Here is a 13,975-nt window from a genome sequence, read left to right on the forward strand (position 1 = left end):
CCCCCATCACCCTGCATGCGTCGTCTCCCGAAACAGCGCGCGCAAGGCGCCGATCTGCGCCGCCGCGCGATAGCGCAGGCGCTTGCGTTCGATCCGCAGGCTGATCAATTGCCGCTCGGCCTCCAGGCGTTCGCGCTGCACGTTCAGCAGCTCGATCACCTCGCGCCGGCCCACGCTCATCTGCTCGCGGTACAGCTCGGCCACTTCCACCGCCTGCTGCGCCTGCCGCAGCAGCGCCTGTTCGCGCCCGCGCAAGGCCTCGCCGCTGTCGGCCAGGGTCTGCACGGTGCGCAGCACCTCGCGGCGCATCGCCTGCATGTTCCACTGCGCCGCTTCCAGGCGCTGGCGCGCGGCCTGCGGACGCAGGAACGTGGACATGCCCTGGAGCACGTCCATGCTCAGCCGCAACGAAATGGTCGAATCGTTCTGCAGGCGCCCGCCGACGTCGCGGCGCAGCGCGGCGGCCTCCAGATTGAGTTGCGGCTTCAATGCCGCGCGCGCCTCGCGCAGCTCCGCCTCGGCCGCGCGCACCTGTTCGCCGGCCTTGCGCAGCAGCGGCGAGGCGTCCACCGCCTGCGCCAGCAACGGCGGCGCCAGTTGCGGCAATTCCAGCGTCTCCGGTTCGACCAGATCCTCGGCCTCGGCGCCGACCAGCAGCAGGAACTGGTTGCGCACCTCCTGCAGCACGCCCTGCTCGGTGGCCAACTGGTCCTGGCCGCGGGCCAGTTCCAGCCGTGTGCGCTCCAGTTCGCTGCGGTCGGCGTAGCCGCCGCTGCGCGCCTGGCTGAGGTCGGCGATCACCTGCAGGCGCTGCAGGTGCGCCTGCACCGCCTGCAGCCGCTGCTGCGCGGCCAACACGTCCAGATACACCTCCACGATCTGCAGCGCGGCATCGTCGGCGGCCACCTCCACCGCCGCGTCCTGCCCGCGCTGCTGCGCGCGCGCATTCGCCACCCGGCTCGACACGCGGCCCCAGTCGTACAGCATCTGCGAGAGGTTGACGTCGTAGACCACCTCGCCCGGGTCCAGCGCCTTGGGTCCGGCGGCGACCGACAGCGCCGGGTAGTAGCCGCTGCGGGCGATGCGCACGTCGGTGGCGGCGCGCGCCGCGTCGGCCATCGCCGCGCGCAACTGCGGCTCGATCGCCAATCCGCGCTGCACGGCCTGCGTCAGCGACATCGCGCAGGCGCACGCCGGCAGCGCCAGCCACAGCCCGAGGGCCAGCGCCAGAGCGGACCGGCGCGTGCGCCGGTCCCCTGCCCCCTTCTTCGCCATCAGGCCGTCACCACCGCCAGGGTGTTGTCCTCCACCAGCAAGGTCGCGGTGCCGAAGCTGTAGACGTGATAGGTGATGCCGTCGATCGCCTGGGTGGTGCCGCTGTCCACCGCGCCGATCACGTTGAGCACATCCGCCCCGTCGCCGGTGAACTGCAGGGTGTCGTTGCTGTCGGTGATTGCCAGCACTTCCGCCGCGGTCAGGGTCAGCGTGCTGCCGGAATCGCCCTTGCCGAGGTCGACGCGCTCGATGTTGCTCAGGGTGCCGATGCCCGCCGCGTTGTAGTCCAGATCGATACCGTTGGCGAACAACAGCGTGTCGAAGCCGGCGCCACCGTCGATGCTGGCGAAGGTGTTGCCGGTGATCTGGATGGTGTCGTCGCCGTTGCCGGCAACGACCCGGTCGCCGCTGCCGACGTTGAAGATCAGGTCGCTGCCGTCGCCGGCGAGGATGCGTTCGCTGCTGCCGTCGGCGCCGGACAGGATGTCGTTGACGGCGGTGCCGAACACGCTGATCTCGCCGATGCCCAGGCTGACGCCGCTACTGGACAGGCTGATGCCGTAGCGGGCGCTGTCGTTGCCCTGCGTATCGGTGCCCACCACTTCGAACGACACCTGGGTTCCCAGGTTGAGCAGGCCCGAGGCGGTCAGCCCGAGCTGGTTCAGCACGCTGGAGCTGAGCAGGTTCAGGGCGAAGTCGCCATTGGCGTCGGCCTGGATCGGCGTGAGTTCGACATTGAGCGCCGGCGTGATGACCCGGATCGCCAGGCTCGCGTTCGGCTCGGCCTGCCCGCTGAAGCCGAACGTCGCCGGCAGCAGCGAGAAGTCCACGCCGAAGTCGCCGAGCGTCAGCGGCTGGGCGATGTTGGTCCCCACGCCCAGCGAGACGACCGGGCTGGGATTGCCGGCCGGGTCGGCACCGACCACCGAGACCTGCGCGTTCAGCAGCTGCGCCCAGCTCAGGTCGATGTCCAGGCCGGTGAGCAGGTCCAGCGAGGCCAGGCCGCTGTTGTCGGCGGCGAGCGTGGCGGTGGCCTGCACGCCGCCGACGTTGACGTTGACCGTCAGCGCGACGCCCGGCTCGCTGGAAATCGTCAGCAGGCTGCCGACCAGCGACAGCACCGGCGTCGCCGGCGCCACCGTGTCGATGGTGAAGCCGACCGAGGACGACAGCGGACCGCCGTTGAGGTCGGCCGTGACCGTCGCCGCCCCTTGCGGCAATGCCGCGCCGCCGCTGGGCGGCAGCACCGACACCAGCACGTTGCCGGCGCTCAGGTCGGCGCTGGTCAGGGTGTGGCTGACGTCGACCTCGTAGCCGTTCTGGCCGGCGAAGTGCACGGTCACCACCTGCCCGACCAGCATGGCCGGCCGCAACTGCACCAGCACCTGGATGCCATCGCCGATCTCGGCGGCGTTGACCCAGGTATCGCCCGCCTCCGGCACGCTGAGCAGCGGCGGCGACAGGTCCGGCGCGGTGAGCAGCGCAGGCGGGCTGACATTGCCGGCGGCATCCACCGCCACCACCGACAGTGCCTGACCGATCACCAGCGGCGGCGACAGCGGCAGGCTGAAGCTGCCGTTGCCGTCCACCTGGATCAGCAGCGGATTGGTGGTATCGCCGTTCACCACCACGCGCAGTTGCGCGTTGGCCTCGGCGGTGCCGCTGAGCAGGCTGCCGTCCAGGCTGATCGACACCAACGGCGCCGCCGGCGCCAGCGCATCCACGGTCAACGTCGCCGGCGGGCTGGCATTGCCGGCCGCGTCGGTGGCGATGGCGCTGATCACGGTGCCGTCGGGGAGCGCCGCCCCCGGGGTGACGCTCCAGTTGCCCGACGCATCGGCCGTGGTCTGGCCGATCAGCGCGCCGTTGCCGTCGGTGACGGTGATGGTTGCGCCGGCTTCGGCCGTGCCGACGATCGCCACGCCGTTGCTCGGCTGCAGGATCGGGGCGGCCGGCGCCAAGGCGTCCACGGTCAACGTCGCCGGGGCGCTGGCATTGCCGGCCGCATCGGTGGCGATGGCGTTGATCACGGTGCCGTCAGGGAGCGCAGCGCCCGGCGTGACGCTCCAGTTGCCGGACGCATCCGCGGTGGCCTGGCCGATCAGCGTGCCGGTGCCGTCGGTGACGGTGACGGTCGCCCCGGCCTCCGCGGTGCCGACGATCGCCACGCCATTGCTCGGCTGTAGGATCGGCGCCGCCGGCGCAAGCGCATCCACGATCAACGTCGCCGGTGCACTGGCATTGCCGGACGCATCGGTGGCGATGGCCGTCACCACGGTGCCGTCGGGCAATGCGGCCCCCGGGGTGACGCTCCAGTTGCCGGACGCATCCACGGTGGCCTGGCCGATCAGCGCGCCGGTGCCGTCGGTGACGGTGATGGTTGCACCGGCTTCGGCCGTGCCGACGATCGCCACGCCATTGCTCGGCTGCAGGATCGGGGCAGTCGGCGCAAGCGCATCCACGGTCAACGTCGCCGGGGCGCTGGCATTGCCGGCCGCATCGGTGGCGATGGCGTTGATCACGGTGCCGTCGGGGAGCGCAGCCCCCGGCGTGACGCTCCAGTTGCCGGACGCATCCGCGGTAGCCTGGCCGATCAGCGTGCCGTTGCCGTCGGTGACGGTGACGGTCGCCCCGGCCTCCGCGGTACCGGCGATCGTGGCGCCGTTGCTCGGCTGCAGGATCGGAGCGGCCGGTGCCAAGGCATCCACGGTCAGCGTCGCCGGCGCACTGGCGTTGCCGGCGGCGTCGATGGCGATGGCGCTGATCACGGTGCCGTCGGGCAATGCGGCCCCCGGCGTGACGCTCCAGTTGCCCGACGCATCGGCCGTGGCCTGGCCGATCAGCGTGCCGTTGCCATCGGTGACAGTGATGGTCGCGCCGGCCTCCGCCGTGCCGACGATCGCCACGCCGTTGCTCGGCTGCAGGATCGGAGCGGCCGGTGCCAAGGCGTCCACGGTCAACGTCGCCGGTGCGCTGGTATTGCCGGCCGCGTCGGTGGCGACGGCGTTGATCACCGTACCGTCGGGCAAGGCGGCCCCCGGTGTGACGCTCCAGTTGCCCGACGCATCGGCCGTGGTCTGGCCGATCAGCGCGCCCGCGCCATCGGTGACGGTGACGGTCGCCCCGGCCTCCGCCGTACCGACGATGGCCACGCCGTTGCTCGGCTGCAGGATCGGCGCGGACGGCGCCAACGCATCGACCGTGAGCGTCGCTGGCGCACTGGCATTGCCGGACGCATCGGTGGCGATGGCCGTCACCACGGTGCCGTCGGGCAACGCGGCCCCTGGGGTGATGCTCCAGTTGCCGGACGCATCGACGGTGGTCTGGCCGATCAGGGTGCCGTTGCCATCGGTGATGGTGACGGTCGCGCCGGCTTCGGCGGTACCGACGATCGCAGTACCGTTGCTCGGCTGCAGCACCGGCGCGGACGGCGCCAGCGCATCGACGGTCGTCGTCGCCGGCGCGCTGGCGTTGCCTGCCGCATCGGTGGCGATGGCGCTGATCACGGTGCCGTCGGGCAATGCCGCCCCCGGGCTGATGCTCCAGTTGCCCGACGCATCGGCCGTGGCCTGGCCGATCAGCGTGCCGTTGCCGTCGGTGACGGTGACGCTCGCCCCGGCTTCCGCGGTACCGGCGATCGTGACGCCATTGCTCGGCTGCAGGATCGGCGCCGACGGCGCCACGGCATCGACCGTCGTCGTCGCCGGCGCGCTGACGTTGCCGGTCGCATCGGTGGCCACGGCGGTGATCACCGTGCCGTCGGGCAGTACCGCCCCCGGGGTGACGCTCCAGTTGCCGGACGCATCGGCCGTGGTCTGGCCGATCAGCGCGCCGCTGCCATCGGTGACGGTGACCGTCGCGCCAGCTTCGGCGCTGCCGACGATCGCCACGCCATTGCTCGGCTGCAGGATCGGGGCGGACGGCGCCAACGCATCGACCGTGAGCGTCGCCGGCGCACTGGCGTTGCCGGCGGCATCGCTGGCGATGGCCATCACCACGGTGCCGTCGGGCAACGCGGCACCCGGGGTGATGCTCCAGTTGCCGGACGCATCCGCCGTGGTCTGGCCGATCAGGGCACCCGCACCATCGGTGACGGTGACCGTCGCACCGGCCTCCGCCGTACCGACGATCGCGCTGCCATTGCTCGGCTGCAGCACCGGCGCCAACGGCGCCAGCGCGTCGACGGTCGTCGTCGCCGGCGCGCTGGCGTTGCCGGCCGCATCGGTGGCGATGGCGCTGATCACGGTGCCGTCGGGCAATGCCGCCCCGAGGGTGATGCTCCAATTGCCGGACGCATCGGCCGTGGCCTGGCCGATCAGTGTGCCGTTGGCGTCGCTGACGGTGACGCTCGCGCCGACTTCCGAGGTACCGGCGATCGTGACGCCATTGCTCGGCTGCAGGATCGGCGCCGACGGCGCCAATGCATCGACCGTGGTCGTCGCCGGCGCACTGACGTTGCCGGTCGCATCGGTGGCCACGGCGGTGATCACGGTGCCGTCGGGCAGTGCGGCCCCGGGGATGACGCTCCAGTTGCCGGACGCATCGGCCGTGGTCTGGCCGATCAGCGTGCCGTTGCCATCGGTGACGGTGACCGTCGCGCCAGCTTCGGCGCTGCCGACGATCGCCACGCCATTGCTCGGCTGCAGCACCGGCGCCGCCGGCGCCACGGCATCGACGGTCAGCGTCGCCGGCGCGCTGGCGTTGCCGGCCGCGTCCGTGGCCACCACGTTGATCGGCGTCCCGTCGGGCAGCGCGGCGCCGGGGGTGATGCTCCAGTTGCCGGACGCATCGACCGTGGCCTGGCCGATCAGCGCGCCGTTGCCATCGGTGACGGTGACCGTCGCGCCGGCTTCGGCGCTGCCGACGATCGCAGTGCCGTTGCTCGGCTGCAGCACCGGGGTAGCCGGGGCCACGGCATCCACCGTGGTGGTCGCCGGCGCGCTGGCATTGCCGGCCGCGTCGGTGACGATGGCGGTCAGCACGGTGCCGTCGGGCACTGGGGTGGCCGGGGTCAGGCTCCAGGCGCCGGACGCATCGGCGGTGGCCTGGCCGATCAGCGTGCCGTTGCCGTCGCTGACGGTGACGGTCGCACCGGCCTCGGCGCTGCCGGCGACGACGCTGCCGTTGCTCGGTTGCAGCAGCGGTGCCGCCGGCGCCACCGCATCCACGGTGGCGGTCGCCGGCGGACTGACCGTGCCTGCGGCATTGCTGGCGACCGCGGTGATCACCGTGCCGTCCGGCAGCGGCGTGGCCGGCGTGAAGCTCCAGTTGCCGGCGGCATCGACGACGGCCTGGCCGATCGGCGCGCCATTGCCGTCGCTCAGGGTGATGCTGGCGCCCGCTTCGGAGGTGCCGGCGATCACGCTGCCGTTGGTCGCCTGGATGATCGGCGCCGCCAGCAGGTCCGGCGCCTGCACGCTGGTCGGGGGGCTGTTGTTGCCGGCCGGATCGGTCACCACCACGGTCAGCGTCTGCCCGTCGGTCAGTGGCGGCTGCAACGGCACGTTGAAGCTGCCATCGCCGCCCACCACGACGGTGACGTCGGGAAGGCCGTCGCCATTCGTATCGACGCCCACCGTCGCGCCCGCCTCGGCGGTGCCGGTCAGGCTGCCGCCGTCGGCCGAGACCTGCAGATCGCCGGCCGCCGCCGGCGGCGTGGTATCGGGCGCGTTGACGCTGGCGCCGGGGCCGGTGTTGCCGGCGGGATCGGTCACCACCACGGTCACGGTCTCGCCGTTGGTCAGCGGCGGCTGCAACGGCACGCTGAAGCCGCCGTCGCTGCCGACCACGGCGGTCGCGTCCGGCACGCCATCGCCGTTGGTGTCCACGCCCACCGTCGCGCCCACCTCGGCGGTGCCGGTCAGGCTGCTGCCGTCCGCCGCGACCTGCAGGTTGCCCGCCGCACCGGGCGGAGTGACGTCCGGCGCCTGCACCATTGCCGGCGGGCTGGTGACGCCCACCGGACTGGTGACGACCACGGCCACCATCTCGCCATCGACCAGCGGCGTCGGCAGGGTCGCGACGAAGCTGCCGTCGCTGCCGGCCACGACGACCACTTCCATCTGCCCGTCGCCATCGGCATCGATGAGGACCGAGTGGCCGGCCTGCGCGATGCCGGTGAGTTGGGTGCCGTCGGTGGAGATCTGCAGATTGCTCGCCGCGGCCGGTACCGCCGGCTGCGGCTGCACGATCTCGTTGCGGTCGTCGTCGCTGCCCATGCTGGCCAACGCGCCCGCGCCGAGTGCGACGCCGCCCGCCATCAGCAAGGGCGCAGCCAGCCCACCGGCCGCCGCTCCCACGCCGGCCGCGGTCAAGGATTCGAACCCGGCCTCGGTCCCCACCGGCGCATAGCTGGCCAGCAACGCGGTCCCTTCGCCGGCGCCGGCGAACTGCACCGCGAGCAGCTGCTCCTCCTGGGTCAGGAACAACTGGCTCGGCTCCGAGGCGGCATCGTAGAAGTGGGCGATGCGGACCGTCTCGCCGTTCTTCATCCGCACCAGCAGATCGTCGCCGTCGCGGCTGTAGGCGGCGACGCTGTCGGGCGGCACGTCCAGCACGACCTGGCTGGCCTGGGTCAGCCGCACCACGCCGTCGGCCGGCAGCGGGACGGCAGGGGCGCGGGTGACGTCGGCGCTGTGCGGGACAACCTTGACCTGGATACTCATGGCGAACACTCCTTATCGCGAGATTGGGCGAAAGCCTGCGAACGCGAGCCAAGGGCGGGCGGCGAGCGATACGACGGGACGCCGTACGCAGGCAACACGTCACCCGCGCGGCCCTGTTGGTCCACGACACGCATTGGATCGGTGATCGAGCAACGCAGCCCACGAACAGCCAGGCGCCACGTCGCGATGGACGTAGCGGCGGCTAGCGTCGGTATCGTTGCAAAGGGGAAATCGAGGGATGAAGCGGGCGGCGGCGCGGCGGCGCGTGGCGGGGCGAACGAGACGAACCGGCGGCGTCCAATGACATCACGGGCACTCCTGATAAAAGCCAGAGCAGTTCAGACGGCAAGACGGCAAAAACCCTGTGCAGGTGACACTGCGCCGACATGCCTCGCCTGACGTGCGAGGTGCCCAACCTCAGGTCCGGATCCATCGTGCCGCATATCCGCCAACGAACTGGCGTTACGCGGTCCCCCTTCCGTTTGCACGCGCCAATCATTGGCAACGACGACACATGAAGGCAATGAACTGACACAAATTTGTCACGCAACTGTGTTTCGCACCACGCAACAGCGACGACTTTTTCACAAAGCCTGCTGCGAGTGTTTCAAGGGTCTTGCGCAAAACCACGGAAAATTGGCGCCGACCGGCGTGGCTGCATAAGAAGCAGCCGGGCGGTTGCGCCAACGTCGGAGGTCGGCCGCACTTGCCGGACCGCGCCGGGCTGGCGGCTTCCGCGGTCACGCAATTGCGGTCACGCGACGACTGCATGGGGACCAGGCGCGGGCACACGCCCGCGCCTGTCACAGCGATCGGCCCACCGACCCTGGATGGTCGGCGGCGTGGCGCGTGCCGCCGCGCACCGCCGGTGCGCGGCACTCCCGGGCTCAGTACACCGGCAGACTGATGAAACTGGCCTGCTGCGGCGTGTGCCAGATCCGCTGCGTCGCCTTCTGGTAATCGCCCGGCTTGGCGAAGTAGATGTTGGGCACGTAGGTCTGCGGATTACGGTCGTACAGCGGGAACAGGCTGGACTGCACCTGCACCATCACCCGGTGGCCGCGCTCGAACGTGTGGTTGGCGGTGGGCAGGCCGAAGCTGTAGGCCAGCGGCTGGTTCGGGGTCAGCGGCGCCGGATGCTCGAAGCTCTCGCGGTAGCGGCCGCGGAAGATCGCCAGCGACACCGGCAGCTCGTAGCCGCCCAACTTCGGCGCGGAGGCCATCTGGTCCGGATACACGTCGATCAGCTTCACCACCCAGTCGCTGTCGCTGCCGCTGGTGGAGGCCTGCAGGTGCACCTGCGGCGCGCCGGCGATGCGCAGCGGCGCCTGCAGCGGCTCGCTGACGAAGGTCAGAACGTCCGGGCGCCCGTCGACGAAGCGCTGGTCGTGCACCAGCCAGGTGGTCCACATGTCGCGGTCGCCGAACACCACCGGGCGCGGCACGAACGGCACCGGCTTGGCCGGGTCGGACACGTACTCGGTGTACTCGCCCTGCCCGGCCTTGGGCGCCTCGAACGAGACGCGGCCGCCGGCCTCCAGGTACAGCGGCTTGCTCTGCGCCGGGCAGCCCTGCGCGCAGCTCAGCGGCCAGCGCTGCAGGCGGTCCCAGTGGTTGGCGCCGGTGTCGTAGATCAGCACCGGCGGGGTGTCGGCCTTGGGCGCGCCATCGACCAGGTACTGGTCGAAGAACGGCTTGAGCACGTCGCGGCGGAACTGCAGCGCGGTGTCGCCGTCGAACTGCAGCGCGCCCAGCGAGGCGCCCTCGTAGTTGACCTGGCTGTGCCGCCACGGCCCCATCACCAGGTAGTTCTTGTCGTTGCCGGTGTCGCGCGGCTCCATCGCCTCATAGCTGTGGATCGCGCCCCACATGTCTTCCTGGTCCCACAGCCCCTGCAGCCACATCGTCGGCACCTTCAGCGGGGTGCGCGCCATCACCTTGTCCAGCGCCTGCTCCTGCCAGAACGCATCGTAGGCCGGGTGCTCGGTGAGCTTGCGCCACCACGGCAACTGCTCCAGCCCGGCGGCCTTGGCGTAGTCGCCGGCCGAGCCGGCGCGCAGGAAGTTGCTGTAGTCGTCGTAGCCCTGGCGCGGGATGCCCTCGCCCTTGCCGCGCCGGGTCATCTGCCCGGTGAAGTAGTCCAGGTTGACCTGGCGGAAGGCGCCGTAGTTGAGCCAGTCGTCGCCCATCCAGCCGTCGATCATCGGGCTTTCCGGCGCGGCCACCTTCAGCGCCGGGTGCGGATCGGCCAGCGCCATCACCACGGTGAAGCCTTCGTAGGACGAACCGATCATGCCGACCTTGCCGTTGGATTCGGGCACGTGCTTGACCAGCCAGTCGATGGTGTCCCAGGCGTCGGTGGCGTGGTCGACCTTGGTCGGGTTGAGCGGCCCGCGCAGCGGCCGGGTCACCACGTAGTCGCCCTCCGAGCCGTACTTGCCGCGGATGTCCTGGAACACCCGGATGTAGCCGCCGTCGACGAACACCTCGTCGCCCTGCGGCAGCAGATCGCGCATGTGCGGCGAGGCCAGGCGGCTGGCGCGGCCGCTGGCGTCGTAGGGCGTGCGGGTCAACAGGATCGGCGCGCCGTGCGCGCCCTTGGGCAGCACGATCACCGTGTGCAGCTTGACCCCGTCACGCATCGGGATCATCACCTCGCGCTTGACGTAGTCGTTGGCCGCGGTCGGCGCGACGAACGGCTTGCCGGTGATGTCCGGCGTCATCGGCGCGGTCTGGGCGAACGCGGCGCCGGTGGTGGCGAGGGCGACGGCGGCGGCGAGCAGGCAGGGAGCGATGCGACGCATGAGCGATGGGATCCCGAGAGAAGGCGAATCCCCGACGCTAGGCGAGCCCGCGGCGCTAGGCAAGTGACGAAGGCTGGGTCGCCCGCTGCGGTCGCGGCGCCGGCAACGTGCGATCGGCCCAGGCCGACACCGGGCACCATGGGGCAGACGTACGGATGCCGCGCGCGATCATGGCAGCCAGCGCCCGGCAGCGCCGCCGACGGCAGCGATCCGGGTGAGGCCGCGCGACGCGGCCTGTCAGTGCCGCACTTGGCCTTCGCCGCGCACCACGAAGCGCTCCACGGTCAGCGCTTCCAGGCCCATCGGGCCGTAGGCGTGCAGGCGCGTGGTGGAGATGCCGATCTCCGCGCCCAGGCCCAGTTCGCCGCCGTCGGAGAAGCGCGAGGAGGCGTTGACCATCACCACCGCCGCGCGCAGCGCCTGCACGAACGCCTCGGCGTTGGCGGGATCGCCGGTCGCGATGACCTCGGTATGGTCCGAGCCGTAGCGGCGGATGTGCGCGATCGCCGCGTCCAGGTCCGGCACCACCGCCACCGCCAGGATCAGGTCCAGGTACTCGGCGGCGTAGTCGTCGTCGCTGGCGCTGTCGATGTCCGGCAGCAGCGCGCGGGTGGCGGCATCGCCGCGCAGGGCGACGCCGCGCTGGCGCAGCGCCTGCGCCGCCAGCGGCAGGAAGCGCGCGGCGACGTCGGCGTGCACCAGCAGCGTCTCCAGGGAATTGCAGGCGGCCGGCCGCGTGGTCTTGCCGTCGATGAGCAGCTTTACCGCCAGCTCCAGGTCCGCCGAGGCATCGACGAACAGATGGCACACGCCCTTGTAGTGCTTGATCACCGGCACCCGCGCATGCTCGGCGACGAAGCGGATCAGGCCCTCGCCGCCGCGCGGGATCGCCAGGTCGACGATGTCGTGGAGCTGCAGCAGTTCCAGCATGGTCTCGCGGCGCAGGTCCTCGACCAGGGTCAGCGCGGCCTCGCCGATGCCGGCCTCGCGCAGCGCCCGGCGCAGCGCCGCGGCGATGGCGGTGTTGGAGTGGATCGCCTCGGAACCGCCGCGCAGGATCACCCCGTTGCCGGCCTTGATGCACAGCGCCGCGGCGTCGGCGGTGACGTTCGGCCGCGCCTCGTAGATCATCGCCACCACGCCCAGCGGCACGCGGATCTTCTGCACGCGGATGCCGTTGGGGCGCACGTCGTCGCGGGTGACCTGGCCGACCGGATCGGGCAAGGCCGCCACCTCGCGCAGCGCCGCGGCGATGCCGTCCAGGCGCTTGCGGTCCAGCTCCAGCCGATCCAGCATCGCACTGCCGACCTCTTTGGCCCGCGCCGCCTCCAGATCGCGCGCATTGGCGGACAGGATCGCCTCCGCATCGGCTTCCAGCGCCGCCGCCATCGCCTGCAGCAAGGCCTGCTTGGCCGAGGACGACAACTGCGCCAGCGCTTGCGCGGCATCGCGGCATTGCAGGGCCTGGGTGCGGATGGAGGTCATTGGGGGCTCCGGTGGCTGGATTCGGGATTCGGGATTCGGGATTCGGGATTCGGGATTCGGGATTCGAAAAGGCTACGCGCTATGCCGGGGAAATGAGCGGCGGCGAGCGCGAGGCGCGACGCGGGTGTCGGCGTTGCGGCGCGATCGCCGCCGCCGGCGCGGCCGGCGCGGGGCTGGCGCGATCAGACCGATTCCCCATTCCCGATTCCCGACTCCCGCAACACCACCAGATCGTCCCGATGAATCACGTTCTCGCCGTAGTTGTAGCCCAGGATCGCCTCGATGTCGCGCGAGTGGCGGCCGGCGATGCGGCGGATGTCCACTGCCGCGTACTGGCTGACGCCGCGCGCCAGGCAGTGCTCGCCGGCCGCGTCGCGCAGGCGCACCTCGACCATGTCGCCGCGGCGGAACTCGCCCACGGCGCCGGCGACGCCGCCCGGCAGCAGCGAGGCGCCCTTGTCGCGCAACGCGGCCGCAGCGCCGGCATCGACCAGGATCGCGCCCGGCTCCACCGGGACGTGGCGCAGCCAGTACTTGCGCGCGGCGATGCGGGTGCGCGCGGCATGGATGCGGGTGCCGCGCAGGCGGTCCTGGGCCAGGCCGCGCACCACCTCGGCGCTGCGCCCGTTGAACAGATAGGTCTCGATGCCGGCGGCGCCGGCCTTGGCCGCGGCCTCCAGCTTGGTGCGCATGCCGCCGGTGCCCACGCCGCTGCCGCTGCCGCCGGCCATCGCCAACACCGCCGCGCTCAGCTCCCGTACCTCATGCAGCGGCTGCGCCTGCGGGTCGCGGCGCGGGTCGGCGGTGTACAGGCCGTCGATGTCGGTGGCGATGAACAGCGCATCGGCATCGACCAGGGCGGCGACGATCGCGGCGAGATTGTCGTTGTCGCCGAGCTTGAGTTCGTCCACCGAGACCGTGTCGTTCTCGTTGACCACCGGCAGCGCGCCCAGCCGCAGCAGCTCGCCCAGGGTGGCGCGTGCGTTGAGGTAGCGGCGGCGGTTGCGCAGGTCGTCGTGAGTCAACAGCACCTGCGCCACCGGCCGTTCGAAGAAGCGCTGCCACAGCGCGATCAGCTGCGCCTGGCCGAGCGCGGCCAGCGCCTGCCGCGCGGCCAGCGCCGCGCCCGCTTCGGCGGCCTTCGGCACGATGGCGCGGCCGGCAGCGACCGCGCCGGAGGACACGATCACCAGTTCGCGGCCCGCCACCAGGTTGGCCGACACGAACTGCGCCAGGCCCAGCGCGAAGCGCGGAGTCAGGCCGCCACCGTCGGCGGCCAGCAGGCTGCTGCCGACCTTGAGCACCGCGCGCCGCCAGGGCGGCAGGCGTTGTTCGGCGAAGGGCGATGGCGTTTGTGTGGTCATTGGATCAGCGCGTGTTCCATTCGTACACGGTGAGATCGGAGCTGCCCTGGATCGCCAACGGATCGGCTGCGACGATCGCCTGCGCCTGCGCCAGGTCGTCCACGCCCTGCAGTAGGTAGGCACCGCCGCTGCGGTCGCTGAAACCGCCGGTCAGCGCCAGCAAGCCGCGTGCGCGCAGGTCGTCGAGGAAGGCCAAGTGCGGGGCGACCACGCTCTCGTCGAAGTTGGGTTTGCGCATCGCCAGCACCAGGTAGTATTTCATCGTACGGCGTTCCTTCTGCAATCGGTTTGAATGTTCGGCGTCGCAGCGAATGCTGTTTGTGGGAGGGGCTTCAGCCCCGACGCGTTAGCGCTGAGGCGTCGGGGCTGAAGCCCCTCCCAC

6 protein-coding genes are annotated in these 13,975 nt (G+C 71.4%); all 6 read right to left on the reverse strand.

Going from position 1 to position 13,975, the window contains the following annotated elements; genetic code table 11:
- Positions 1 to 6: 6 nt before the first annotated feature.
- The gene (locus AC1PME_RS12510) at positions 7 to 1,275 is read right to left on the reverse strand and encodes a TolC family protein (RefSeq protein WP_481096031.1); all 1,269 of its coding nucleotides are present in this window, start codon (positions 1,273 to 1,275) and stop codon (positions 7 to 9) included.
- On the reverse strand, positions 1,275 to 7,940 hold the full coding sequence (locus AC1PME_RS12515; protein WP_481096032.1) for an Ig-like domain-containing protein: 6,666 nt from the start codon (positions 7,938 to 7,940) through the stop codon (positions 1,275 to 1,277). The genes AC1PME_RS12510 and AC1PME_RS12515 overlap by 1 nt, the downstream gene beginning before the upstream one ends.
- A gap of 887 nt (positions 7,941 to 8,827) precedes the next feature.
- A complete protein-coding gene (locus AC1PME_RS12520; RefSeq protein ID WP_481096033.1) occupies positions 8,828 to 10,744 on the reverse strand; it encodes a CocE/NonD family hydrolase in 1,917 nt (638 codons plus the stop codon).
- Between the two features lie 237 nt (positions 10,745 to 10,981).
- Positions 10,982 to 12,229 (reverse strand): glutamate-5-semialdehyde dehydrogenase, encoded by a 1,248-nt coding sequence (locus AC1PME_RS12525; RefSeq protein ID WP_481096034.1) that lies wholly within the window; start codon positions 12,227 to 12,229, stop codon positions 10,982 to 10,984.
- Between the two features lie 182 nt (positions 12,230 to 12,411).
- Positions 12,412 to 13,593, reverse strand: coding sequence for a glutamate 5-kinase (gene proB / locus AC1PME_RS12530; RefSeq protein WP_307551024.1), 1,182 nt, complete (start codon positions 13,591 to 13,593; stop codon positions 12,412 to 12,414).
- A 4-nt stretch (positions 13,594 to 13,597) separates the two neighbouring features.
- Positions 13,598 to 13,855, reverse strand: a complete 258-nt coding sequence (locus AC1PME_RS12535; RefSeq protein WP_254458325.1) for a YciI family protein — start codon at positions 13,853 to 13,855, stop codon at positions 13,598 to 13,600.
- Positions 13,856 to 13,975 lie beyond the last annotated feature (120 nt).

It is taken from the genome of Xanthomonas sp. NCPPB 901 (assembly GCF_056725085.1).